At 68.8% G+C, this 24,289-nt stretch carries 18 protein-coding genes, 6 tRNA genes and 1 pseudogene; 10 read left to right on the forward strand and 15 right to left on the reverse strand.

Going from position 1 to position 24,289, the window contains the following annotated elements; all coding sequences use genetic code 11:
- From ACT3T9_RS15905 to thrS, 9 genes and pseudogenes are all read right to left on the reverse strand, one after another.
- Positions 1 to 855: pseudogene (locus tag ACT3T9_RS15905) on the reverse strand (protein translocase subunit SecD); the annotation flags it as partial.
- 86 nt (positions 856 to 941) lie between these two features.
- Complete coding sequence (gene yajC, locus ACT3T9_RS15910) at positions 942 to 1,337, reverse strand: preprotein translocase subunit YajC (RefSeq protein ID WP_444607011.1); 396 nt, start codon at positions 1,335 to 1,337, stop codon at positions 942 to 944.
- A gap of 133 nt (positions 1,338 to 1,470) precedes the next feature.
- Positions 1,471 to 2,517 carry a Holliday junction branch migration DNA helicase RuvB gene (ruvB, locus tag ACT3T9_RS15915; protein WP_441445654.1) on the reverse strand — a complete coding sequence of 349 codons (1,047 nt, stop codon included), beginning with the start codon at positions 2,515 to 2,517 and terminating at the stop codon, positions 1,471 to 1,473.
- Positions 2,514 to 3,119, reverse strand: coding sequence for a Holliday junction branch migration protein RuvA (ruvA, locus tag ACT3T9_RS15920; protein WP_444607012.1), 606 nt, complete (start codon positions 3,117 to 3,119; stop codon positions 2,514 to 2,516). The genes ruvB and ruvA overlap by 4 nt, the downstream gene beginning before the upstream one ends.
- A gap of 26 nt (positions 3,120 to 3,145) precedes the next feature.
- Complete coding sequence (ruvC, locus tag ACT3T9_RS15925; protein ID WP_441445652.1) at positions 3,146 to 3,739, reverse strand: crossover junction endodeoxyribonuclease RuvC; 594 nt, start codon at positions 3,737 to 3,739, stop codon at positions 3,146 to 3,148.
- A gap of 61 nt (positions 3,740 to 3,800) precedes the next feature.
- Complete coding sequence (locus ACT3T9_RS15930) at positions 3,801 to 4,559, reverse strand: YebC/PmpR family DNA-binding transcriptional regulator (RefSeq protein ID WP_444607013.1); 759 nt, start codon at positions 4,557 to 4,559, stop codon at positions 3,801 to 3,803.
- Between the two features lie 119 nt (positions 4,560 to 4,678).
- Positions 4,679 to 5,956 (reverse strand): PrsW family intramembrane metalloprotease, encoded by a 1,278-nt coding sequence (locus ACT3T9_RS15935; protein WP_444607034.1) that lies wholly within the window; start codon positions 5,954 to 5,956, stop codon positions 4,679 to 4,681.
- 104 nt (positions 5,957 to 6,060) lie between these two features.
- Positions 6,061 to 6,618, reverse strand: a complete 558-nt coding sequence (locus tag ACT3T9_RS15940; RefSeq protein ID WP_444607014.1) for an HIT family protein — start codon at positions 6,616 to 6,618, stop codon at positions 6,061 to 6,063.
- A complete protein-coding gene (gene thrS / locus ACT3T9_RS15945) occupies positions 6,615 to 8,615 on the reverse strand; it encodes a threonine--tRNA ligase (RefSeq protein WP_444607015.1) in 2,001 nt (666 codons plus the stop codon). Before thrS ends, ACT3T9_RS15940 begins: the two co-directional genes overlap by 4 nt.
- Before the next feature lie 287 nt (positions 8,616 to 8,902).
- Between thrS and ACT3T9_RS15950 the strand changes: the two genes are divergently transcribed.
- Positions 8,903 to 10,240 (forward strand): BCCT family transporter, encoded by a 1,338-nt coding sequence (locus ACT3T9_RS15950; RefSeq protein WP_444607016.1) that lies wholly within the window; start codon positions 8,903 to 8,905, stop codon positions 10,238 to 10,240.
- Positions 10,240 to 10,785 carry a BCCT family transporter gene (locus ACT3T9_RS15955; protein WP_444607017.1) on the forward strand — a complete coding sequence of 182 codons (546 nt, stop codon included), beginning with the start codon at positions 10,240 to 10,242 and terminating at the stop codon, positions 10,783 to 10,785. The genes ACT3T9_RS15950 and ACT3T9_RS15955 overlap by 1 nt, the downstream gene beginning before the upstream one ends.
- Before the next feature lie 168 nt (positions 10,786 to 10,953).
- Here the strand turns inward: ACT3T9_RS15955 and ACT3T9_RS15960 are convergent.
- The 4 genes from ACT3T9_RS15960 to ACT3T9_RS15975 form a co-directional block, all read right to left on the reverse strand.
- Positions 10,954 to 11,028: transfer RNA gene (locus tag ACT3T9_RS15960), tRNA-Val, on the reverse strand.
- A 27-nt stretch (positions 11,029 to 11,055) separates the two neighbouring features.
- A tRNA-Cys gene (locus ACT3T9_RS15965) sits at positions 11,056 to 11,126 on the reverse strand.
- A gap of 60 nt (positions 11,127 to 11,186) precedes the next feature.
- A tRNA-Gly gene (locus ACT3T9_RS15970) sits at positions 11,187 to 11,259 on the reverse strand.
- Between the two features lie 26 nt (positions 11,260 to 11,285).
- Positions 11,286 to 11,357: transfer RNA gene (locus ACT3T9_RS15975), tRNA-Val, on the reverse strand.
- A 577-nt stretch (positions 11,358 to 11,934) separates the two neighbouring features.
- Here ACT3T9_RS15975 and ACT3T9_RS15980 point away from each other — a divergent pair.
- From ACT3T9_RS15980 to treZ, 5 genes are all read left to right on the forward strand, one after another.
- Positions 11,935 to 12,010, forward strand: a tRNA-Gly gene (locus ACT3T9_RS15980).
- 27 nt (positions 12,011 to 12,037) lie between these two features.
- Positions 12,038 to 12,112: transfer RNA gene (locus ACT3T9_RS15985), tRNA-Val, on the forward strand.
- A 251-nt stretch (positions 12,113 to 12,363) separates the two neighbouring features.
- The gene (gene glgX / locus ACT3T9_RS15990; protein WP_444607018.1) at positions 12,364 to 14,550 is read left to right on the forward strand and encodes a glycogen debranching protein GlgX; all 2,187 of its coding nucleotides are present in this window, start codon (positions 12,364 to 12,366) and stop codon (positions 14,548 to 14,550) included.
- Positions 14,551 to 14,619: 69 nt separating this feature from the next.
- On the forward strand, positions 14,620 to 17,202 hold the full coding sequence (gene treY, locus ACT3T9_RS15995) for a malto-oligosyltrehalose synthase (RefSeq protein ID WP_444607019.1): 2,583 nt from the start codon (positions 14,620 to 14,622) through the stop codon (positions 17,200 to 17,202).
- The gene (gene treZ / locus ACT3T9_RS16000; RefSeq protein WP_444607020.1) at positions 17,199 to 18,992 is read left to right on the forward strand and encodes a malto-oligosyltrehalose trehalohydrolase; all 1,794 of its coding nucleotides are present in this window, start codon (positions 17,199 to 17,201) and stop codon (positions 18,990 to 18,992) included. Before treY ends, treZ begins: the two co-directional genes overlap by 4 nt.
- A gap of 70 nt (positions 18,993 to 19,062) precedes the next feature.
- Here treZ and zapE read toward each other — a convergent pair whose 3' ends face one another.
- Together zapE and ACT3T9_RS16010 are read right to left on the reverse strand one after the other, a co-directional pair.
- A complete protein-coding gene (gene zapE, locus ACT3T9_RS16005; protein ID WP_441445623.1) occupies positions 19,063 to 20,166 on the reverse strand; it encodes a cell division protein ZapE in 1,104 nt (367 codons plus the stop codon).
- A 226-nt stretch (positions 20,167 to 20,392) separates the two neighbouring features.
- Positions 20,393 to 21,748, reverse strand: coding sequence for an alpha/beta hydrolase family protein (locus ACT3T9_RS16010; protein WP_444607021.1), 1,356 nt, complete (start codon positions 21,746 to 21,748; stop codon positions 20,393 to 20,395).
- Between the two features lie 123 nt (positions 21,749 to 21,871).
- On the opposite strand from ACT3T9_RS16010, the gene msrB reads away from it, so the two are divergent.
- The 3 genes from msrB to ACT3T9_RS16025 all read left to right on the forward strand — a co-directional run bounded on the left by msrB (position 21,872) and on the right by ACT3T9_RS16025 (position 24,281).
- On the forward strand, positions 21,872 to 22,324 hold the full coding sequence (gene msrB, locus ACT3T9_RS16015) for a peptide-methionine (R)-S-oxide reductase MsrB (RefSeq protein WP_441445625.1): 453 nt from the start codon (positions 21,872 to 21,874) through the stop codon (positions 22,322 to 22,324).
- An 89-nt stretch (positions 22,325 to 22,413) separates the two neighbouring features.
- On the forward strand, positions 22,414 to 23,085 hold the full coding sequence (locus tag ACT3T9_RS16020; protein ID WP_441445626.1) for a DUF3000 family protein: 672 nt from the start codon (positions 22,414 to 22,416) through the stop codon (positions 23,083 to 23,085).
- Entirely contained in the window at positions 23,082 to 24,281 is a 1,200-nt protein-coding gene (locus tag ACT3T9_RS16025; protein ID WP_444607022.1) for an HRDC domain-containing protein, read from the forward strand. The genes ACT3T9_RS16020 and ACT3T9_RS16025 overlap by 4 nt, the downstream gene beginning before the upstream one ends.
- Positions 24,282 to 24,289: the final 8 nt, after the last annotated feature.

Below are 24,289 nucleotides of genomic sequence, written 5' to 3' on the forward strand. Positions count from 1 at the left end.
CTCGGAGAACGACGCCGCGGTGCTGTCGTTGAAGCTCATGTTCACGACGTAGTAGCCGGTGGCCTGGCCGGTGGGCGTGACATCCGAGGCCACGCCCGAGCTCTCGATCGCCGAACCGGCGACGACCTCGGGGCCGAGCAGGTACTTCGCGGTGCCGTCCGGAGCGCATGCCACCACGGGTTCGTCAGGCGCGGCCGCAGCGGCTCGCTCCTGCTGCGCGGCAGGGTCGACGCAGTCGGCGCTCATCAGCTCGGTCTGGACCTCCGGTGTCAGCCAGTCCAGGCTCCAGGCCGGGTAGGGCAGGTCGCCTGCGGCGGGAGCAGCCGGAGGCGCGAGCGAGGAGTCCTCGCTGATGAGGCCATCGAACAGGTGCTGGGAGGGGTCCGCGGGCGCGCTTGAGCTCTCCCCCGGGTCCTGACCACCGGCATCGGACGCCTCGCCGCCGCCGTCGGAGGGCATCGGCTCGCCGGAACCCTCCGGCGCCACGACACCGAGCACCGGCCGGAAGGACATCGAGGCCGTCTGTCGGACGGCCTCCGAGGTCGCCTGGTCCAGCTGGCCCGGGACATCGATGACGATGTTGGTGCCGCCCTGCACGGTGATCTCAGTCTCCGCAACGCCCATGGCGTTGACCCGCTGGCTCATGATCTGGCGAGCCTGCTCCATGGCTGTCGCGTCGATGGCCGAGCCATCACGCGACTGCGCCTGCAGGATGATCTGGGTACCGCCCTCGAGGTCGAGGGCGAGTTTGGGGGCTGGCTGCCAGTCGCCCTTCCAGACCCCGGCACCGATCCCGCCGCCGAGCAGCAGGATCAGCACCGCAAGGGCCGCGAGGGCTATGCGACGTGCGGGCATGGTGCGAAGTTCCTCAGGACGGCGGACGGGCGGTTATCAGGCGAACAGGCCGCGAACGACCCGTCCAGGAGCGACTGTGAGGCGGCTCAGCGGTCGTCGCGACGCGGGTCGTCGCTGAGGAGATCCTCATCGGCGACGGTCACGCCGGGGATCGCACGATCATCCTCGACGTCGGTGCTCTGCTCCTCCGAGGAGTCCTCGAGATCGGCGGCGAACTCTTCGACGGGGTCGACTCGCTGGGAGACGGCCTGGCGGGCCCACTTCGTCTGGGCGCCGTTCTCGGACTCGAGGATCACGACGTCGTCGTAGGAGTCGATGATCAGGCCGTAGAAGCCGGAATGGGTGCGCACCTCATCGCCGACGCCGAGCTGCTTGACCAGGTCCGCCTGCTTCTGCTGCATCTTCTTCTGGCGGTTCGACATGAACAGCAGGGGCAGCATCATGACGGCGAAGATGAGCAGGAGAGGAAGGAGGGATTCCACGAGGTTCCTTTCGGCGGACGACCCTTCACGATGCTCATGCATAGATCGGGACCTGCCGCGGACGATTGACCGCCCCACTGTACCCGCCGAGGCGTCACTCGACTCCCAGGGGTGAGCGGAGGATCATCGACTCTCAGAAGCGACCGAGCATGGGCGCGATGCCCCCGGGGCCCTCTGGCGGTTCCAAGCCCAGATGGGTCCATGCAGCCGGGGCTGCGGCACGGCCGCGGGGCGTGCGCAGCAGGAAGCCTTCTCGCACCAGGTAGGGCTCCACCATGGTCTCGACCGTCTCGATCTCCTCTCCCACGGCGACCGCGAGGGTGGACAGGCCGACCGGCCCGCCCGCGAACCGCCCGCACAGGGCGGACAGCACCGCGCGATCCAGGCGGTCCAGCCCCCGTTCGTCCACCTCATAGACGCGAAGGGCCTCCTTCGCGGCGCCGAGGTCCAGACGCCCGGTGCCACGGACCTGGGCCCAGTCCCGCACTCGGCGGAGCAGCCGGTTGGCGATGCGCGGGGTGCCCCGTGAGCGGGAGGCGATCTCGATCCCTGCCGCGTCCTCGAGGTCGACCTCGAGGCGCAGCGCCGAGCGCCGCACGACTTCCTGCAGCTCGTCGGCGCCGTAAAAATCGAGATGGCCCATGAAGCCGAAGCGGTCGCGCAGCGGCGCCGGCAGCAGGCCAGCCCGGGTGGTGGCCCCGACCACCGTGAACGGGGGCAGGTCCAAGGGGATCGACGTCGCTCCGACCCCCTTGCCGACGATCACGTCGACCCGGAAGTCCTCCATCGCGATATAGAGCATCTCCTCGGCGGGGCGTGCGAGGCGGTGGATCTCATCGATGAACAGGACCTCCCCCTCATCGAGCGAAGAGAGGATGGCGGCCAGGTCGCCGGCATGCTGCACCGTCGGACCAGAGGTGATTCGCAGCGGGGCGGACAGCTCAGCCGCGATGATCATCGCCAGTGTGGTCTTGCCCAGGCCTGGCGGGCCCGAGAGCAGCACATGCTCCGGGGACCTGCCTCGAGCGGCGGCGGCATCGAGGACCAGCGAGAGCTGGTCGCGCACGACCTTCTGGCCCACGAACTCATCGAGCCGTCGCGGCCGCAGCGCGGCCTCCGCAGCGCGCTCGGGGGGCACCGCCTCGGCACTGGTCACCGACGGGGTGTCGTCCTCGATCATCGATGTCCCCCGAGGCCTCGCAGGGCCTGACGGAGGAGCTCCGCGGAGCCCAGCTCCTCCCCGCCCGCCGCTCGGGCGGAGTCGACCGCGCCGATCGCCGCCTTCTCTGCCCAGCCGAGGCCCACCAGTGCGTCGACGACATCGGCGTCCGCGCCCTGGGGTGTGCTCTGGGCGGCGGAGGGACTGGAGGTGACGGTGCTGGGCGCGGGCAGCTTGCCACCGAGCTCGAGCAGCATGCGACTAGCGACCTTGGGGCCGATGCCGGGAGTCCGGGTGAGCGTCTTGGCATCCTGCTCCGCGACGGCACGCCGCAGCTCCTCGGGCTCGAGCACCGCCAGCACCGCGAGCGCGGTGCGGGGGCCGATCCCGGAGACCGACTGCACGATCCGGAAGGTCTCGGCCTCCTCCGCGTGCGGGAACCCGTAGAGGGTCATCGAATCCTCTCGCACCACCAGTTCGGTGTGGAGGGTGAGCTCGGCGCCGTGGCGGGTGGCGCTGAGGGCTTCAGGCGTGGTGCGGACGAGATACCCGATCCCGGCCACCTCCAGCACGAGGGAGTCGAGGTCGATGCGGGCGACTCGCCCGGTCAGGGATGCGATCACGCGCCAATCCTAGAACACCTGTTCGATCAGTGTCGGGAGGAAGAGCGTTCCCGGGCGCGTCGCGCCTCCCGCTCGGCGCGGGCCCACACCGCCTGTGCGCTGGTGCGCGCTCCCCCGCCGGAGTCCAGCGCCACCGGGCCGGGGCCGCGCCACAGCTGGGTCAGCGCGATCGCCACCGCGTCGGAGGCGTCAGCCGGCTGGGGTGCGGCGTCGAGGCCCAGCAGCTTGATCAGCATGGTCTGGATCTGCTTCTTGTCGGCTCGGCCGCTGCCGGTCACCGCCGCTTTCACCTCCGAGGGGGTGTGCAGCGCGACCGGGATGCCGCGCTCGGCGGCCTCCAGCAGGGCGATTCCCGAGACCTGCGCCGTGCCCATCACGGTGGAGATGTTGTTCTGGCTGAAGACTCGTTCGACGGCGACGGTGTCGGGCGCGAACTCCTCGAGCACGGCCCGCAGTCCGCGTGCGATCGTCAGCAGGCGCTGGTCGAGCGGGGAGGCCGGCGTGGAGACGATCACCCCGGCATGGACGAGCTTCGCACGCCGGCCACCGAGGGCATCGACGACCCCGATCCCGCAGCGGGTCAGCCCAGGATCGACCCCGAGCACGCGCAGCGTCGTCATCGCCTGCACCCCCGGGCGGACGGCGCGCCCTCGCTGCCGGGGGCCGCGCCGTCCACGGGGATCACTCGGCGTCCGCGAGCTGGGCCGCGACGTCGTCCGGGATGTCGAGGTTCGAGAAGACGTTCTGCACGTCGTCGCTATCCTCGAGGGCCTCGATCAGGCGCAGGGCCTTCTGTGCGCCCTCGAGGTCCACCGGGGTGCGCATGGTGGGCACGAACTGCGCCTCGGCGCTGTCGTAGTCGATGCCTGCCTCCTGGAGCGCGGTGCGCACGGCCACCACGTCGGTGGCCTCGGAGAGGATCTCGAAGGTCTCGCCCTCGTCGTTGATCTCCTCGGCGCCGGCATCGAGGACCACCTCGAGGAGCTCGTCCTCGCTGTGCTCTGCCTTGGAGACCGCGACCACGCCCTTGCGCTCGAAGAGGTAGGACACCGATCCGGAGTCCGCCATGTTCCCGCCGTTGCGGTTGAAGGCGAGCCGGACCTCGGAGACGGCGCGGTTCTTGTTGTCGGTGAGGCACTCGACCAGGATCGCGACACCGCCGGGGGCATACCCCTCGTACATCAGCGTCTCGTAGTCGACGCCTCCGCCATCGAGCCCGCCGCCACGCTTGACGGCGCGGTCGATGTTGTCGTTGGGCACGGAGGTCTTCTTCGCCTTCTGGATGGCGTCGAAGAGGGTGGGGTTGCCGACAGGGTCAGGACCACCCATGCGTGCGGCAACTTCGATGTTCTTGACCAGCTTGGCAAACAGCTTGCCTCGTCTGGCATCGATGATGGCCTTCTTGTGCTTGGTGGTCGCCCACTTGGAATGCCCCGACATCTTTCTCCTCCCGGCTCTGCCGCCGAACGGCGGCGAATTGCCGTCCCATTCTAGGCCAGTGCAGGAATGTTCCAGGAGACATGGCCACGAGGCGCGGGCTGCTGGCGGGCGAAACCCGTTCAGCCTCGCACGACGGGCGCAGTCAGCGAGCCGATCAGGCGACGGTCGGCGGTGACCGTCTCGAGCAGCTCGCGCTCACGTGCACGTGTCTTCGCGCTCGGCGTGCCGAACAGCACGCTGTGCCTTTCGATCCCCAGCGCGATCGAGGTCCGGATCAGATCTCGCATCGCCATCCGGGACACGGCGCCGTGGCGGGCCGCCCAGCGCTCGGCCCGTCGGCGGCGACGCATCGAGACCAGCAGCTCCACCTCGTCCGGCGAGAACCAGCCGGCCCTCCCGTATTCCGCGAGCTGGCGGCGCAGGATGCGCTTCTCCCGCAGCCGCAGGAAGAGCACGATCGCGACCAGCAGCACGAAGATCGGCACCTGCACCGTGACGTAATAGCGCAGGAAGCCCGCCAGCGGCGCCGCGGGATCGACCGGGATGAAGAACGTGGAGCCGTTCCACAGCGCATGCAGCACCATCCCCAGCGACAGGCCACCCGCTCCGAGCCCGAAGTACAGCATCAGCGAACGACGTTCGGCGGCGATGCCCAGCCCCAGGCCGCACAGGGCGGTGAAGGAGACGTGGGCGAACGGAGAGAGGACGCCGCGCAGGAAGAAGGTCTGCCAGAAGACCGCGATCTCACCCGCGGCCTGCGCCTGATGGAACGAGCTGCCGAAGTAGAGGATGTTCTCGGTGAACGCGAACCCCCCGGCGATCAGCGCCGCATAGACCACGCCGTCGATCGGTCCAGCGATATAGCGGCGGCCCCAGATCAGCAGGCCGATCATCCCGGCGCTCTTCATGGCCTCTTCGATCACCGGGGCCTGGATGACGGCGCCCAGGAAAGAATCGATCAGTTCGTTCGTCTCCGTCGGGGTGATCCAAGTCGTGAAGTAGCCGCCGAACCACAGCGTGAGCAGCACCGACCCGATCGCACCCCAGGCGAAGGCGTAGACGAGCGACATCCGGGGCTGCGGGGTGTAGCGGTCGATCCACCACACGGCGCCGAGGACCATGGCCACCGGAACCAGGGCGGCCGTGAAGGCGACCAGCGAGGTGCCGAACCCCAGCGGGAGGATGACGAAGAAGTACAGCGCCAGCGCCGAGACCGCGAGCCCGAGGAAGGACAGCGCGAACAGGACCCAGCGCACCCAGGGGCGTCGCCGCTTCGTGCGCAGCGCCTTCCCCTCGCCCATGTGCCCGGGGGCTCGCGGATCGATCCGTTCGACGTCGTAGCCGTAGGGGTCGCCGGTCTGTGACGGCGGGGCTGGGTGGGGCGGAGCTCCGGTCATGCTCGTCACGGCCTGTCCTGCCTCTCCCCCGGTCGGTGCTGCCGATGCGCTCGCTGTCCGGAGGCATCACGGTTCAGCGTCGGCACGGCCTCGGTCATGGTAGCTCAGGGCCAGGCGTCGGCGTACAGCTGACGGGTGTCCCCGAGCAGGATCGGGACCGCCTTCGTGCGACCGACGATCGGCAGGAAGTTGGCATCCCCCGGCCAGCGCGGGACCACGTGCTGGTGGAGGTGCGCGGCGATCCCGGCCCCCGCCACCTCGCCCTGGTTCATGCCGAGGTTGAACCCTGCCGGCCGCGACACCTCGCGGATCACGCGCATCGCCGTCCGGGTGAGCTCGGCGACCTCGAGCACCTCGGCCTCATCCAGGTCGGTGTAGTCCGAGACATGCCGGAAAGGGCACACCAGCAGGTGGCCGGCGTTGTACGGGTAGAGGTTCAGGATCACGTAGGCGGTCTCCCCCCGGTGGACGATCAGCGACTCCTCGTCGGAGCGCTGCGGTGCCGCGCAGAAGGGGCACTGCTGATCGTCGTGGGGATCCTGCGGCTTGTTCTCCCCGCCGATGTAGGCCATCCGGTGCGGGGTCCACAGCCTCTGGGTGTCGTCGGGGACGCCCGCGAAATCGCGGGCGTCCTCGACGACGGGCTCGGGATCCGAGCTCACACCTGGGCCTTCGTCGTCACAGCCTCGACGATCCGCTGGACTGCGGTATCGACATCGATGCCGTTGTCCTGGCTGCCGTCACGCATGCGGAAGGAGACCGCGCCCTTCTCCTGGTCCTCGCCGCCGGCGATGAGCAGATAGGGCACCTTCTCCTTGGTGTGGGTGCGGATCTTCTTCTGCATGCGGTCGTCCGAGGAGTCGACCTCGACGCGGATGCCGTGGGCGCGGAGCTTCGTGGCCACCTCGTCGAGATAGGGCACGTATTCCGCCGCCACCGGGATGCCGACGACCTGCACGGGGGCCAGCCACACCGGGAACGCGCCGGCGTAATGCTCCAGCAGCACGCCGAAGAAGCGTTCGATCGAGCCGAACAGGGCGCGGTGGATCATCACCGGGCGCTGGCGGGAGCCGTCGGAGGCGGTGTACTCGAGCTCGAACAGCTCGGGCTCGAAGAAGTCCAGCTGGATGGTGGACAGCTGCCAGGTCCGACCGATCGCGTCCTTCGCCTGCACGGAGATCTTCGGGCCGTAGAAGGCGGCGCCGCCCGGATCCGGGACCAGGTCCAGGCCGGAGGCGGTGGCAACCTCCTCGAGGGTGCGGGTCGCCTCCTCCCAGGTGCTCTCGTCTCCGACGGACTTCTCGGGATCGCGGGTGGACAGCTCGAGGTAGAAGTCATCCAGGCCGTAGTCCTTGAGCAGGCCCAGGACGAAGTCCAGCGTCGCTGCGATCTCCTCCTTCATCTGCTCACGGGTGGTGTAGATATGCGCGTCGTCCTGGGTGAATCCGCGGGCGCGGGTCAGCCCGTGCACCACACCGGACTTCTCGTAGCGGTAGACGCTGCCGAACTCGAACAGCCGCATCGGCAGCTCGCGGTAGGAGCGACCGCGCGAGCTGTAGATGAGGTTGTGCATCGGGCAGTTCATGGGCTTGAGGTAGTAGTCCTGGCCCTGCTTGGTGATGTTGCCGTCAGCATCGACCTCCTCATCCACGTGCATCGGGGGGTACATGCCGTCGGCGTACCACTCGAGGTGCTTGGAGGTCTCGAAGAGGTTCTTCTTGGTGATGTGCGGGGTGGAGACGAAGGAATACCCGGCCTCGACGTGCCGACGGCGGGAGTAGTCCTCCATCTCCATCTTGATCATCGCGCCCTTGGGATGGAACACCGGCAGCCCGGAGCCGATCTCGTCGGGGAAGGAGAAGAGGTCCAGCTCGTTGCCGAGGCGGCGATGATCGCGGCGCTCGGCTTCGGCGATGCGCTCCTGGTGGGCACGCAGCTCGTCCTTGGACGGCCAGGCGGTGCCGTAGACGCGCTGCAGCATCGGGTTCTTCTCGCTGCCGCGCCAGTAGGCGGCGGCGGAGCGGGTGAGTGCGAAGCCGTTGCCGATCAGCTTGGTGCTGGGCAGGTGCGGGCCGCGGCACAGATCCGTCCAGACGGTCTGGCCCTTCTTGTCCACGTTGTCATACATGGTCAGCCCACCCTCGCCGACCTCGACGCTGGCCCCTTCGGCGGCGTCGCCGGCATGGGACTTCAGCCCGATCAGCTCCAGTTTGTACGGTTCCGAGACTTCCTCGGCACGCGCCGCATCGTCGGAGATCTCCCGGCGGACGAAGCGCTGACCGGACTTGATGATCCGGTTCATCTCCTTCTCGAGCCCCTTGAGGGACTCAGGGGTGAACGGCTCGACGACATCGAAGTCGTAGTAGAAACCGTCGGTGATGGGCGGTCCGATGCCGAGCTTGGCCTCGGGGTTCGTCTTCTGCACCGCCTGGGCGAGCACATGGGCGGCGCTGTGACGGAGGATCGAAAGGCCGTCCGGACTGGAGATGTCGACGCCTTCGACCACCTGTCCTGCGGTGAGGGCGGTGTCCAGGTCCCGCAGCTCGCCGTCGATGCGAAGGGCGATGATCGAGGTGGTGTCCGCGAAGAGCGCGGTGCCCGTGGTCCCCTCGTCGATGTGCTGGGGTGAACCGTCGAGGGTGATGGCGATCTGGGCCACGGAGTTGCTCCTTGTGTTCGGGTCGAGCCGGCCGACGATGCCGGCTCCGCCGCCGATGGTATCCGGCGCAGGCAGAACGCCTCGACCCCTGGGGCGCGCGTCACCTCCGTCACGTCGTGGCCGTGACGGTATGCACACCGTGACGGCGATGCACCTGTCCGTAGACGGGACGGCCGATCTTCAGATTGTCAGATCGCTGAACTGGCGCTGCACGACATCCCTCCCCAGGAAGGAGTGCGTCCCTCCGCGCGCTCACCAACGAGACGGCACGACGAGGCGACGTCACCATGAGCCAGAACACACAGACGACCAAGGAGCTCCTCGAGGACCTCCGCAGCGCCAAGCCACGGCGACGAAAGCGCCATAGCGCAGGACTCGACAAGGTGGTCTTCGGCGTCGCCGGGGTCCTCGCCATCGCCTTCGTGGTGCGGGGGCTGATCTCACCGACCGGCCTCGGCACCGTCGCCACCAACGCCCTGAACGGCGTGATGGAGAACTTCGGATGGCTGTACGTGATCGCGGCGACGGTGTTCACCGTCTTCGTCATCGTCGTCGCCATCTCCCGCTTCGGCCGCATCCCACTGGGGCGGGACGGCGAGGAGCCGCAGTTCCGTACCGCGTCCTGGATCTCGATGATGTTCGCGACCGGTATGGGGATCGGCCTCGTCTTCTATGGCGTGGGCGAGCCCCTCTTCTTCTACATGTCTCCGCCGCCTGGCACCGTGGATGGTCAGACCGCCGCGGCGATGACCACGGCCATGGGCACCACCCTGTTCCACTGGACCCTCTACCCGTGGGCGATGTACGCGATCGTGGGACTGGGCATGGCCTACGGCACCTACCGCCTGGGTCGGCCGCAGCTGTTCTCCTCGATGTTCGCCTCGATCTTCGGAGAGCGCGTCTCCGAGAGCATCGGCGGCCGCATCATCAATATCCTTGCGATCCTGGCCACACTGTTCGGTTCGGCCTGCTCCCTGGGTCTCGGTGCCCTGCAGATCGGTGGCGGGATCGAGTCCGTCGGCCTGCTGGAAGAGGTGAAGTCACCCGTCCTGGTGATCATCATCGCCGCCCTCACCGCCTGCTTCGTGGCCTCAGCCGTCTCCGGCGTGGAGCGCGGCATCCAGTACCTCTCGAACATCAACATGGTGCTCGCGGTGGTGCTCGCCGTGGTCGTCTTCATCGGCGGTCCGACGCTCTTCATCCTCAACGTGGTGCCCAACGCCGTCGGCGGTTTCATCGGCGACCTGCCCCAGATGGCTTCGCGCACCGCCGCAGCGGGCGATGAATCCATGGCCTCATGGATGAGCACCTGGACGATCTTCTACTGGGCCTGGTGGGTCTCCTGGTGCCCCTTCGTGGGCCTGTTCATCGGTCGCATCTCCCGCGGCCGCACGATCCGCCAGTTCATCGTGGGCGTCTTGCTGGTCCCCTCGATGGTCTCGCTGCTGTGGTTCTCCGTCTTCGGCGGGGGCGCGATCGGCATCCAGGAACGCGCCGAGCGTGCCGGAGACACCACGAAGATGCTCTCGCAGATCGTCGACGGCGCACCGGACATCGACTTCGACCTCATCCTGTTCGACACCCTCCGGGCGTTCCCCTGCCCGGCGCAGTCCTCGTCGCGCTGATGGTCCTGACGGTGCTGCTGATCGCCATCTTCTTCGTCACCGGTGCCGACTCGGCCTCGATCGTCATGGGCGGTCTCAGCGAGCGGGGCGCCGAGGAGCCGACCCGGAAGGTCGTCATCTTCTGGGGCGTGGCCACCGGCGCCGTCGCCGCGATCATGCTGCTGGCCGGCGGTAACGACCCGGCTGCTGCACTGAACGGTCTGAAGAACATCACGATCGTGGCCTCCCTGCCCTTCGTGATCGCCATGCTCCTGCTGTGCGTGGCGATCTGGAAGGACCTCTCCCGGGATCCGCTGATGATCCGCAACCGGCTGGCCCGGCACATCCTCGAAGACTCCGTGGACACCGCCATCGATCGTCATGACGGCGAGCCCTTCGAGCTGCGCACCGTCGAGACGATCGTCGAGGTGACGCCCGCGGATGCCAAGAAGCTCGAAGCGGAGAAGGAGGCCCGCGAGCGCTCGCGGGGAACGGACACCGCGTCGCCAGCGGTGGAGGACGAGCACCCCCAGGGGACCGACGAGTCGCCGGAGCCCAAGAGCTGACCCTCCTGGCGCCGCCGAGCCGGCGTCCGTCCCATTGACGAGGGCCCCTGCCGATCGGCAGGAGCCCTCGTGTGTTGCGTTCCGCCCCGGTCACCGTGCCTCTTGGAAGTCACCGGAGCCCCGGGACGCAGCAAGGGCCCCGGTCCGCAGACCGGGGCCCTTCTGTGCTGGTGGGCGATACTGGGATCGAACCAGTGACCTCTTCCGTGTCAGGGAAGCGCGCTACCGCTGCGCCAATCGCCCAGGACGGCATCGTACAGACGCCGACGGAGGTGGGTACGGGATTCGAACCCGTGTACACGGCTTTGCAGGCCGTTGCCTAACCACTCGGCCAACCCACCGGGATGTGCCACACCAAAGGAAAAGGCGCTTCCGACGATCGTCGAATGCGCCGCTCCCAGAGCGGACGACCGGATTCGAACCGGCGACCCTCACCTTGGCAAGGTGATGCTCTACCAACTGAGCTACGTCCGCATGACATGGATCCGAAAATCCTGCCGTGGGCGATACTGGGATCGAACCAGTGACCTCTTCCGTGTGAAGGAAGCGCGCTACCCCTGCGCCAATCGCCCGAAGGTGCTGGCCACCCTCTCGAGTGGACCAGAAGAATCTTACATGGTTTCCGCAGTGCCCCGCACCGATCCGGGTGTGACCTACGTCCTGACGTGCTTTTCGATGGCCCCACAGCCGCTCGCCACAGCCTCCGCCGCGACTGCAGCTGCCACCGCGAATCCCTCCACACCCCTTCGCGTCCACACTCCAGTGCGGCCCGATCCAGGGCCCACTGCACTCACGCCCCTCCCCAGCCCCTGCACGCCTACAGCATGGAGTGCTCAGCACGCGCAGGGCTCGACACATACGAGGGGGCGGGCGTCGAAGCGCCGCTCCGGGCCTGCCCATTCCGGACCGACTGAACGGGCGACGCCGAACGGGTGACGCTGAACGGGTGACGCCGAACGGGAGTCGGCAGGCGGGATCCCACCCGGGCTCAACGCAGGCGTGGCCCGCCTCCTCGCCGAGGCGTCCTCGCCGAGGTGGGAGGCACGAGCTCGGAGGGAAATGGCGGTGACCTCGGACACTGTGCGGTCCCTGCATTTGCGAAGCGGACCGGAGCCGAATATTGTCTTCCTTCGTCGGCACTGCCGATGTGCGGACGTAGCTCAGTTGGTAGAGCATCACCTTGCCAAGGTGAGGGTCGCCGGTTCGAATCCGGTCGTCCGCTCCATCCCACCCCCGCATCCTCGGATGCATTGGGCGATTGGCGCAGCGGTAGCGCGCTTCCCTGACACGGAAGAGGTCACTGGTTCGATCCCAGTATCGCCCACCACGGAAGGCCCCCTCGGAACGTCGAGGGGGCCTTCGTCGTGCCTCGCCCGGGACGCTTCCCGTACTCGGGGCCGCCATCGGCGAGCTGAGCGGCCCCGCGAACACTGCGCCTGCTGCGAACGCTGGAACCGAGCAGCGCGAGCATCTCGGAACCGAGGTGCTCGCGCATCACATCGGGCCGGCGATGTGATGTCCTGAGTGAGTGCCCCGGGTCCGGGACGCATCCAGGAATAAGCCGTCTACTCTGAGGTCATGCAGATCTGGCCCGGACAGTCCTACCCCCTGGGTGCCACCTTCGATGGGTCGGGCACCAACTTCGCCCTCTTCTCAGAGGTGGCGGAGCGCGTCGAGCTATGCCTGATCGGCGACGACGGTGCCGAGCGCCGGGTCGAGATCACCGAGGTCGACGCCTACGTATGGCACGTCTACCTGCCGTCGGTCCAGCCCGGCCAGCGCTACGGCTTCCGGGTGCACGGCCCTTACGATCCCGCCGCAGGGCATCGCTGCGACCCCTCGAAGCTCCTGCTGGATCCCTATGCGAAGGCGATCGCCGGGATGGCGAGCAACCATCCCTCGCTCTACAGCTACGACTTCGAGGACCACGAAGCTCGCAACACCGAGGACTCCGCCGCGCACACCATGCACTCGGTGGTCGTCTCCCCCTTCTTCGACTGGGGCAACGACCATCCACCGGCCCATGAGTACCACGACACCGTCATCTACGAGGCTCACATCAAGGGCTTGACGATGCTCCATCCCGACATCGATGAGGACATCCGGGGCAGCTATGTCGCGATGGGGCACCCGGCGATCATCGATCACCTCAAAGAGCTGGGCGTCACCGCGGTGGAGCTGATGCCGGTCCATCAGTTCGTGCAGGACGGCCACCTGGTCGAGAAGGGCATGCGCAACTACTGGGGCTACAACACCATCGGCTTCTTCGCCCCGCACAACGAGTACGCGCACGCCGGACAGCTGGGCCAGCAGGTCCAGGAGTTCAAGCAGATGGTCAAGAACCTGCACGAGGCGGACATCGAGGTGATCCTCGACGTGGTCTACAACCACACCGCCGAGGGCAACCAGATGGGCCCGACCCTGTGCTTCCGCGGCATCGACAACGCCGCCTACTACCGCCTGGTCGACGAGGACAAGGCCCACTACTACGACACCACCGGCACCGGGAACTCCCTGCTCATGCGCACCCCGCACGTGCTCCAGCTGATCATGGACTCGCTGCGCTACTGGGTCACCGAGATGCATGTGGACGGTTTCCGCTTCGATCTCGCCTCGACCCTGGCCCGTGAGCTGCACGAGGTGGACCGCCTCTCGGCCTTCTTCGACATCATCCAGCAGGATCCGGTGATCTCCCAGGTGAAGCTCATCGCCGAGCCCTGGGACCTCGGTGAGGGTGGCTATCAGGTGGGCGGGTTCCCGCCCCTGTGGTCGGAGTGGAACGGCAAGTACCGCGACACGGTGCGGGACTTCCACCGCTCAGAGCCGGACACGATCGGTGACTTCACCTCACGCCTGGCCGGCAGCTCAGACCTCTACCAGCACACCGGGCGCACCCCGATCGCCTCGATCAACTTCGTGACCGCCCACGACGGCTTCACCATGCGGGACCTGGTCTCCTACAACGACCGGCACAACGAGGCCAACGGAGAGGACGGGAAGGACGGCGAGAGCCACAACCGCTCCTGGAACTCCGGAGTCGAGGGCCCGAGCGAGGACCCGGAGGTACGGGAACTGCGCCTGCGCCGCACCAAGAACCTGATGGCCACGCTGCTGCTGAGCCAGGGCGTGCCGATGATCCTGCACGGCGACGAGATGGGCCGCACCCAGAACGGCAACAACAACACCTACTGCCAGGACAACGAGCTGTCGTGGATGGACTGGGAGCTGAACCAGTTCGAGATGGAGATGCTCTGGTTCACCCAGCAGATGATCACGCTGCGGAAGGAGCATCCGATCTTCCGGCGCCGCCGCTTCTTGAAGGGAGTGGTGCGCGACGACGCTGACTCCCCGCTCGCGGACGTGGTCTGGATCGGCACCGACGGAACGCTGATGACCGATGCGGACTGGCAGGATCCCCACAACAAGTGCCTGACCATGTTCCTCAACGGCTCCGCGATCCCCGAGCCGAATCTGCGCGGCGAGCGCATCATCGACGATTCGGCGCTGGTGATGTTCAATGCCTCCGGAAATCCTGTCGACTTCACCCTTCCCTCGGCCGAACACGGCGCGCAGTGGAAGGTCGAGCTGGGCACCGGCGGCACGATCGACGTCGGGGACGTGCTCGACGCCGGGCAGACGATCAGTCGGCCCAGCCATTCTCTGCTCGTCCTGCTGCGTCCGCCGCTGACGGAGCACGGTGAGGATGCCGCCGCCCCGCGGGAGGTCCGCGGGGAGCAGGGAGAGATCCGCCCCATCCGCGCCTGAGACCGATTCCCCCCCCTGCCCCGGGGCAGCGACCTTGGCCCGGGCCGTGATGAAGGAGAGCATCGACCCGTGAGCACCGATTCCAGCCACCGTCCCGCCGCGAGGGGGGCTGAAACCGCGACCACCACCGGTGCCCTGCGCGCCATCCGGCCCGTGCCGACCTCCACGTACCGTCTGCAGCTGCACGAGGGCTTCACCGCCGACGATGCCGTAGCCGTGGTCCCGTATCTCGCCCGGCTCGGCGTGGGGCACCTGTTCTGCTCCCCCGTGCTGCAGGCGGCTCCCGGGTCCACCCATGGCTATGACGTGGTCGACCATTCCCGGATCGGCGAGGAGATCGGCGGAGAGGGGGCGCTGCGCCGACTTGCCGACGCCGCGCACGCCCACGGGATGGGACTGATCGTCGACGTGGTGCCCAACCACATGGCGATCCCCACCCCGATCTGGCACAACCGTGCGCTGTGGTCGGTGCTGCGGGACGGGCCCCGCTCCCCCTTCGCCGACTGGTTCGATCTTGACCCCTCGTCTGAGCTGTCCATCCTGGTGCCCGTCCTCGGCAGGACCATCGGTGCGGTCCTGGCCGATGGGGAGATCAGTGTGGGCCCGGAGGAGATCCCTCAGGCCGACGGCACCACCGCGGTCGAGACCGTGGTGCGCTACTTCGACCATGTGCTCCCGGTCGCCGCCGGCACCGAGCACCTGGGCCTGGCGGATCTGCTCGAACGGCAGTGGTACCGCCTGGCGTATTGGAAGGTCTCCGATGAGGAGCTGAACTACCGCCGCTTCTTCGACGTGGACACCCTCGCCGGGCTCCAGGTGGAGCTGCCGCACGTGTTCGAGGCGACCCATGCGACGCTGCTGCGTCTGCAGGGCGAAGGGGTCATCGACGGCTACCGCATCGATCATCCCGACGGCCTGTCCGATCCCCGCGGCTACCTGCGGGACCTCGAAAGCGCCACCGGTGGCGCCTGGACCGTGGTGGAGAAGATCCTCGAGGGCGAGGAGCAGCTGCCCGGTGATTTCCCCTGTGCGGGGACCACCGGCTACGACGCCCTCTGGCGAGTGGGAGGGCTCTTCCATGACCCGCACGGGGCGATCGGTCTGACGCATCTGTGGCAGCGACGCACCGGGGACCTGCGCCCCTTCGAGGAGGTCGCCGAGGAGTCGACGGACCTGATCGTCTCCACCAGCCTGTGGGCGGAGGTTGAACGGCTGACCACCCTGATCCACCGCATCTGCCAGGAGGACATCCGCCTGCGCGACACGACCCGTCGGAACCTGCAGAAGGTGATCGTCGCGCTGCTGGGGTCGATGGACCGCTACCGCGCTTACATCGTCCCCGGCGAGCCGGCCTCCGGCTCCGAGCGGGCGGTCCTCGAGCAGGCGGCGGCCCGCGCGCGCCAGCGTCTCGGTGAGGACGAGGATGTGGTGACCACCCTGGAGACGGTGCTCGCGCTGGTCTGCGGGGACGAGGTGGGCAGCGCGGGCCGTACGGGCAGCGCGGAGCGGGACGAGGTGGTGGTGCGCTTTGCACAGACCTGCGGCCCGGTCCACGCCAAGGGGCTCGAGGACACCGCCTTCTACCGCTACACCCGCTTCCTGCCTGTCAACGAGGTCGGCGCGGACCCGGACCGGATCGGTGTCGAACCGGACCAGCTGCACGATCATGCGCAGTCGATGGTCCGCACCCGCCCCGATGCGATGACCACTCTGTCCACGCATGACACCAAGCGCAGCGAGGACGTCCGGGCGCGGCTCGCGGTGCTCACCGAGCAGCCGCTGGAATGGGCGCTGGTGGTGCAGGATCTCGACCGTGCGACCGCCGAGGACCGCGGGGACCGGGTCGACGGGGCGATCGAGCTGCTCCTCTGGCAGACCCTCGCCGGATGCTGGGAGCTTCCCGGATCGTCGGCCGCGGCGCTGAGCGCGGAGCGGCTCGAGGGATATCTGCTCAAGGCCATGCGGGAGGCGAAGAGCTTCACCACCTGGACCGAGCAGGATGCGGACTACGAGCAGCAGGTGCTGGCGCTGGGACGCGCGGCGCTGGAGTCCTACGACGTGCAGCGGATCCTCACCGACTGGACTCGCCGCACTGCCGCCGCGCAGCGCAGCGCGATCCTCGGGCAGAAGCTGGTGCAGCTGACGATGCCCGGGGTGCCGGATGTGTATCAGGGCAATGAATCGATCGATCTCTCCCTCGTGGATCCGGATAACCGGCGCCCCGTGGACCATGCACTCCATGAGGAGCGGCTGGCCCGGATGATCGAGGGTGCCGGACCCGATGGGATCGCCGACGAGAAGCTCTGGCTCACCCACCGTGCGCTGGTGCTGCGCAGAGCGCGCCCTGAGCTCTTCCAGGGACGGGACGCGAGCTACCATCCGCTGCCCACCACCACGGGACATGCGGTCGCCTTCGGTCGGGCAGCCGCGGAGGGAGACGTTGAGGTCGTCACGGTCGTCACTCGCCTCGCCCTTGGGCTCGCCCAGCGTGGAGGCTGGGGAGACGGCTGGATCGCGCTGCCTTCCGGACGCTGGCGGGATGCGCTCAGCGGCGCCGAGTTCGACGGCGGTCAGGTGAGCCTCGGCGAGCTGCTCGACGCCTGGCCCGTCGCGCTGCTGGTGCGCAGCGCGGGGATGGAGGAGTCCCGATGACCACCGGTGCTGCGAGCCCTCCCGGCCCCCGCCGCTATGACCGCTTCGAGCTGTGGGCCCCGGCCGTCCGCACCGTGGAGGTGCGGATCGACGGCGTCGTGCACCCGATGAGCGCGAGCGCAGAGGGCTGGTTCCGCCTGCCCGACGTGCCCGCCGTGCCGGGAGCCCGCTATGCCTACCGGCTCGATCAGGGCGAGCTATGGCTGCCCGATCCGAGGTCCCTGTCGCAGCCGGACGGCGTGCACGGCGAGAGCGAGGTCCTCGATCCTCGGTCCCTGCGCACCGCGACCCCATGGCGGGGCAGGAGCCTGCGCGGGCGGGTGCTCTACGAGCTCCACGTCGGCACCTTCGCCCCCGGGCCCGACGGGCGCGGAGGCAACTTCGACTCCGCCATCGAGCGGCTCGACGCACTGGTCGAGCTGGGGGTCGACGCGATCGAGCTGCTGCCGGTGACGACCTTCCCCGGAGATCGCGGCTGGGGCTATGACGGGGTGGGCCTGTACGCGGTCCATGCCGCCTATGGCGGGCACGCCGGGCTGGCCCGCTTCGTCGAGGCCGCGCATTCCCGCGGGCTCGCCGTGCTGCTCGATGTGGTGCACAACCATCTGGGCCCCTCCGGGAACTACCTGGGCATGTTCGGGCCCTACTTCACCGACCAGCACGAGACCCCGTGGGGCGAGGCGGTCAACCTCGATCAGCCGGGCTCCCGCCAGGTGCGCGACTTCCTGCTGGGCAGCGTCCGTCAGTGGCTGGTGGACGTGGGCCTGGACGGGCTGCGCCTGGACGCCGTCCACGAGCTGCAGGACGATTCCCCGCAGCACTTCCTGGCCGAGCTCGCCGAGGCGGTCTCCACCTGGGAGGACGAGACCGGCCGCGAGCTGACCCTGATCGCAGAATCTGACCGCAACGACCCGGCCACGGTCTCCCCCACCCGCGCCGGCGGCCTCGGCATGGACATGCAATGGGCCGACGATGTCCACCATGGCGTCCACGCCTGGATCACGGGCGAGCGGGCAGGCTATTACGGAGACTTCGAGAGCGCCGAGGCGCTCGCCGCCGTGCTGCAGCGGGTCTTCCTGCATGCGGGCACTTTCTCCACGTTCCGCGACACGGTGTGGGGAGCTGCCGTGGATCCGGCGTCCGCCGACTACGACGCGCACTCCTTCGTGACCTTCCTGCAGAATCACGACCAGGTGGGCAATCGCGCGAGCGGAGACCGCATCCACCATGGCATCGACCTCGCGCAGCAGGCCGCGGCGATCGCCCTGATCCTGCTGGGCCCGGGTACCCCGATGCTGTTCCAGGGCGAGGAGTGGGCGGCCTCGACGCCGTTCGCCTTCTTCACCGACCATGACGACGAGCTGGGCCCGCTGGTGAGCGCCGGGCGGGTCGCGGAGTTCGCCGCCATGGGCTGGGCCGAGCAGGTCCCCGATCCGCAGTCGCGAACGACCTTCGAGTCCTCGATGCTACTTTGGAGCGAGCGGGAGCAGGGCAGCCATGCCCAGATGCTGCAGTGGTATCGCACGTTGATCGCCCTGCGCCGGGAGCAGGCGGACTTCCATGATCCGGACCTCCGACGCACCAGGGTCAAGGTGCTCGCCGAGGAGACCGTGCTGCTGCAGCGCGGGGATCTAGCCGTGCTGGCCCATCGAGGACCGGGTCCGCTGGCTGGAGGTCTCCGCGCGGCCGAGGTGCTCGCCTCCTTCGGCGGGATCGATCGAGCACCGGACGGCACGCTCTCGATGCCCGGCCCCGGAGCAGCGGTGCTGCGTCCCCTCCCGGCTGTCTAGGGGGGGCCAGGAGACGGCGTCGGCACTGCCTGAGCGGGTCAAGAAACTCCGTCGGCGCCGCCTGAGCGGGTCAAGAGACTGCGTCGACCCCGCCCGTGCGCAGCAGCCCCGCACCGTCGTTCGCGAGTGAGGCGAGCCGCGAGAGGGATCGCAGGTACTTCTTGCGGTAGCCGCTGCGCAGCAGCTCCTCGGAGAAGAGGTCACCGAGCACGGGGGGCGCATCGTCGCCGTCGCGCTCCCCTTCACGCTCCTCTTCGCGCTCGCCGTTGTTGCCCGGTGCTAGGGCTACGAGGGTGGGCACCTCCCTGTCGTAGAGCCGGTCCACCAGGACCACGAAGCGCAGGGCGTCGTGATGACGGGTGAGCCCATGCATGCCGACGAGGTGGACTGAGGAGACCTCATCGATCAGGGCGCCATAGCGGGAGGGGTGCACGGTGCTCAGGTGCTTCAGCAGCGGGTCGAAGCTGTCGAGTGTCGCCCCCGGGGTGGACCCGGCGTGCTCAGCCACCTCCGCCTCGGGAAGGGTGCAGATCTCGCTGACGCCGTCACGCCGCCGGTAGTCCTCGCCGTCGATCCGCAGCACCTGGAACCGCTGAGCCATGGCCTGGATCTCCCGCAGGAAGTCCTGGGCGGCGAAACGTCCCTCGCCGAGCGCATCGGGCAGGGTGTTCGAGGTAGCGACGATCGCGACGCCCCGGTCGGAGAGCTCGCGGATCAGACGGGTCATCAGCAGGGTGTCGCCGGGATCGTCGAGCTCGAACTCGTCGATGCACACCAGCTGCGACTCGCCCAGCAGGTCGACCGCCTTCTGGAACCCGAGCGCCCCCACCAGATCGGTGTACTCCACGAAGGTGCCGTAGACGCGCGCGCCGTCGACCGCATGGAACAAGCTGGTGAGCAGGTGGGTCTTGCCGACCCCGAAGCCGCCGTCGAGGTAGATGCCGAGCGCGGGCTCCGGCTTCCGGCGCAGGCGGGCCAGGAAGCCGCCGCGCGGCTGCCCGAGCGCAGCGGCGAAGGCGGTGATGCGCTGCTTGGCCTCCTCCTGGGAGGGATACGCGGGGTCCGGGACGTAGTTATCCAACCGCGCCTGGGCGAAGCGCGGCGGCGGCACCAGATCTGCGAGCAGGCGCTCGAGGGAGGGTGCGGGCCGGCGGTCGCTCAGTGCATCGGTCACGCCGGTCAGTGTAGGCGGCGGGATCCCGCGCTCGCCGGTTCTCCGCCTCGGGTGCCGCTGGTGGATGAGCGAGACCACATCGCCGCGCAGCCCCACTCGTCGCCACCGACCGCCGCTGACCGCCGCTGACCTCCCTGACCGCCCCGACCGCCACCCGGCGGCGCACATCGCCGCCTGGCCCCGGTGCGGCAGTGCTGGCGCAGGCCTCACGACCGCCAGCGACGGTTCAGAGTCGGAGGCCGATCGATCCCTCGAGAGCAGGAGAGGCGGGGTCTCGCACCGGCACCTCGACCCTGCCCACGGACTCCTCGAGTCCCAGCTCGCGCACCAGGTAGTCCGCGAGCAGCCGTTCATAGCGGGCCGGGTCGCGGTTCCACTCCCGGGTGTGAGAGGCGCCCTCGAAGGGGACGAATTCGATGAGGTCGGGCCGCAGCGCAGCAAGCTGCCTGCTGGGCTCGGGCGGGACCGTCTCGTCATCCAGGGCATGGAACAGCAGGGTGGGATGGATGAGGCGCTCGGCGTAGTACGGAGGCGTCATCTCATGCAGCGCGAGCGGCTCATGCAGGCGCACCATCCGGGCACCGATCTGCGAGGTCATCATCCACAGGGCGAGCTGTCGCATCGGAGTGGGAGCTTTGAGGGAGGTCGCGTGATGGAACAGGATGTCCTGCCAGTCCACGGCCGGGGAGTCCAGCACCAGCGCGATGATGCGGTCCCGATGCGCAGAGCGGACGGAGGTGCGCAGCGCGATCCCACCGCCCATCGACCATCCCACCAGCACGATCCGACGTGCCCCCTGCGCCACCGCGTAGTCGATCGCGGACTCGGTGTCCTCCCACTCAGCGGCTCCGAGATGGTGCATGCGGTCAGCGGAGGGAGGTGCGCCGACGTCATTGCGATAGGTGATCGCCAGGCTTGTCAGGCCCAGCCTGTGCAGCAACGGGATCACGCGCAGCGCCTCACCGCGCGCGGAGCCGTGCCCATGGATGAGGATCGCCCAGGTGTCCTCATTGCCGCTGGCGGAGCCGTGGGCAGCATCGGGCCGCACCTGCCAGGCGGGCATGTGCCCCACCGGCGAGTCGATCTGGACCTCCTCGGTGGGCAGGCCGTGAGCGGTCTGCGGGGTCCCGGCCCAGTAGAAGCCGTTGCTCGCGGCGCGGTCCACCTCGAGCGGCTCCGCCGTGTCATCGCCCCATCGGGGCCGCGAGACGGTGGTGGGCGTCGGCCGCCCGTCGACCGGCCCCAGCCGCACGTGGACGGCGCCACCGCCCTGGCGGAGTGCGAGCACCCCACCGCGACGGGTGACCTTGGTGTCGTCCAGATGAACTCGATCCGGGTGGACCGCGCGGATCGCCACGTCCCGGCGGCCGCGCAGGGTCTCGCGCGGCACCAGCGGCAGTCTGGCCATGACCCGTGCCCCCACGGTGAGCAGGCCTCCGCTGAGCGCGAACATCGAGGCCGCGCCGACGGCGCCGTAGACGGCCACCTCGGGCCAGCGTGCCTGGTCAGGACGATGCGGGCGGGGCAGGAAACGGCCCAGCGAGCCGGTGGTCCGGCGGGTCCGGTAGAGGTCGCGCGTCATACCGCGCATCCTATCGGGGGGCTAGGATCGAGACTGTGAACGCCTCGTTCACCATCCCCTCACGAGCGATCGCCAGCTCGTATGAGCGACACCCTCGGGCGTCGCAGAATCGGAGGCTCTCAGATGTCCACCGAACCCATCGGCACCCGTCCGTACCCGATCACCGTCAGCGATCTGGAGTGGCGCGAGCGCCTCTCCCCTGGTGAGTACCAGGTCCTCCGACAGGGCGGCACCGAACGCCCCGGCACCGGTGACTACGAGGAGGTCCGCTCAGCGGGCACCTATGCCTGCAAGGGGTGCGGCGCTGAGCTGTTCACCGCCACCACCCAGTTCGACGCCCACTGCGGCTGGCCAGCTTTCTACGCCCCCACGGACTCCGACGCCGTGGAGCTGCTCGAGGATGTCTCCCTGGGGATGCGGCGCATCGAAGTGCGCTGCGCCGGCTGCGGTTCCCACCTGGGTCACGTCTTCGAGGGCGAGGGCTTCGCGACGCCGACGGACCAGCGGTACTGCATCAACTCGATCAGTCTGGTCCATAGCGACGACGCGAGCGCGAGCGCCGCCGACCCCGCCTGATCGCGCAGCACGACGAGCTGATCCCGCAGAGCGGGGAGAGCTCGGCGCGCCTGCCGGACTCGAGGTCACGCCGCGGATAGCCTCCCTGCGTGTCCGTCCATCGAATCCGCTCCAGCGATGACACCTTCCGTGCCGCCATCGACGCCATGACCAACGCTCCTCAGCCCGCAGAGTTCAGCTGGCGCACCATCCCCGCCCCGTCGCGGATGGCACCGTCGACGTGGGCCTGCACCGGCGAGATCCTCGTGCATGACGATGAGCTCGCCTCCGGTCGCCTGGTGATCCTGCACGATCCGGAGGGGCAGGAGTCCTGGGACGGCACATACCGGATGGTCGCGCTGGTCCAGGCGCAGCTCGAACCCGAGTTCGCGATCGAGTCGATGCTCGGCGACGTGGCCTGGTCCTGGGTCACCGAGTCCCTCGAGCTCCATGAGGCCGAGGCCCGGGAGCTGGGCTGCACCGCCACCCGGGTGGTCTCCCAGTCCTACGGGGCGCTCGCCTCGCGCGCGTCCACGGTGGACGTCGAGATGCGGGTGTCCTGGACGCCCGAGCCGCTCGTACCCTCGGACAGCCCCAGTGCACAACAGGACGCCGGGCAGGGAGAACTGCCGGCCATCGATCTGGTGCCCCATTTCGCTGCCTGGACCGCGATGCTTGCTGCGGCCGGCGGTCTGCCCCCGGCACCGCCGCGCATCGCCCCGATCGCCCCCACCCATCGCGCGAGGGCACCGCGCCCCGAGGAAGCGGGAGACGCCCGGTGACGGACTCGCCCCAGCTCAAAGACCTCAAGGCGCCCCGCGACGGTCTCATGCCCGTCATCGATCGGATCCAGCCGCTGCTGGCCTGGTGCGAGGCCGCCGCCACCGCTCCCGAGGAGCCGGTCTCGGTCGATGCCGAGCGTGCCTCGAGCTACCGCTACAGCTCTCGGGCCTATCTGGTCCAGCTGCGCACCGAAGCGGCCGGCACCGCGCTCATCGATCCCCTGGCATTCCCGATGCCGGGCACCCTGATCAAGCTGCTGGCGGGTCGGGAATGGGTGCTGCATGCGGCGGGCCAGGACCTTCCGAGCCTCGCCGAGCTCGGCCTGCACCCGGCAGCGCTCTTCGACACCGAGCTGGCCGCGCGGCTGCTGGGGATGGAGCGGGTGGGTCTCGGCGCAGTCGTGGAGGACACCCTGGGACTGCATCTGGCCAAGGAGCACTCCGCCGCTGATTGGTCGCGGCGCCCGCTGCCCGAGGGATGGCTCAGCTACGCGGCCCTCGATGTGGAGGTGCTCGTGGAGGTCCGTGACGTCCTGGTCGAGCGGCTGCGCGCGGCGGGCAAGGAGGACTGGGCGCGCCAGGAGTTCGAGCACGAGCGCACCCGCGAGCACGGACCCACCCGGTCCTCCAGCTGGCGGGGGCTGCACGGCCTGGGGGGCCTGCGCAGCACCCGACAGCTCGCGGCGGCCCGCGAGATGTGGAACCGTCGCGATCAGATCGCGAGCGCCGAGGACCTCTCCCCACACCGGGTGATCAAGGATCGGGACATCGTCGCCGCCGCGAAGGAGGCACCCCGAGGCCGGGAGGCCTTCGACCGTGCGCTGCCCGCTAAGCTCCGCCGCAAGGACACCTGGTGGCAGGCCGCACGCACCGGGATCGAACTGCCTCCGGCTCATCTGCCCGAGCGCAGCGAACGCTCCTATCCCCCGCCGCACAAGCTGTGGTCCAAGAAGTACCCCGAGGTCGCCGAGCGCTACCAGCTGGTGCGCACCGCCGTCGGTGAACGGGCGGAGGATCTCGAGATGCCGCCGGAGAACCTGCTCCAGCCCGCGCTGCTGCGCCACTGGGTGTGGGAGCACGAGCAGGCCCCGGAGGAGACCGAGATCGCCGAGCAGCTGACCGCACTCGGCGCCCGGCCGTGGCAGGTCGAGCAGGCCGCTCCGGTGATCCACCGGTCACTCACCGAGCAGGACTGACAGCAAGC

This window comes from Brachybacterium sp. AOP29-B2-41, from assembly GCF_052378395.1.
Lineage (GTDB): Bacteria > Actinomycetota > Actinomycetes > Actinomycetales > Dermabacteraceae > Brachybacterium.

Excerpts from the sequence above, each read along its gene's own strand:
- ACT3T9_RS15955 (WP_444607017.1), top strand. The coding sequence starts at position 10,240 with ATGGTCCTGACGGTGCTGCTGATCGCCATCTTCTTCGTCACCGGTGCC.
- treZ (WP_444607020.1), top strand. The coding sequence starts at position 17,199 with ATGACCACCGGTGCTGCGAGCCCTCCCGGCCCCCGCCGCTATGACCGC.
- ACT3T9_RS15935 (WP_444607034.1), bottom strand. The coding sequence starts at position 5,956 with ATGACCGGAGCTCCGCCCCACCCAGCCCCGCCGTCACAGACCGGCGAC.
- ruvB (WP_441445654.1), bottom strand. The coding sequence starts at position 2,517 with ATGATCGAGGACGACACCCCGTCGGTGACCAGTGCCGAGGCGGTGCCC.
- ACT3T9_RS15950 (WP_444607016.1), top strand. The coding sequence starts at position 8,903 with ATGAGCCAGAACACACAGACGACCAAGGAGCTCCTCGAGGACCTCCGC.
- glgX (WP_444607018.1), top strand. The coding sequence starts at position 12,364 with ATGCAGATCTGGCCCGGACAGTCCTACCCCCTGGGTGCCACCTTCGAT.
- msrB (WP_441445625.1), top strand. The coding sequence starts at position 21,872 with ATGTCCACCGAACCCATCGGCACCCGTCCGTACCCGATCACCGTCAGC.
- ruvC (WP_441445652.1), bottom strand. The coding sequence starts at position 3,739 with ATGACGACGCTGCGCGTGCTCGGGGTCGATCCTGGGCTGACCCGCTGC.
- ACT3T9_RS15930 (WP_444607013.1), bottom strand. The coding sequence starts at position 4,559 with ATGTCGGGGCATTCCAAGTGGGCGACCACCAAGCACAAGAAGGCCATC.
- ACT3T9_RS16010 (WP_444607021.1), bottom strand. The coding sequence starts at position 21,748 with ATGACGCGCGACCTCTACCGGACCCGCCGGACCACCGGCTCGCTGGGC.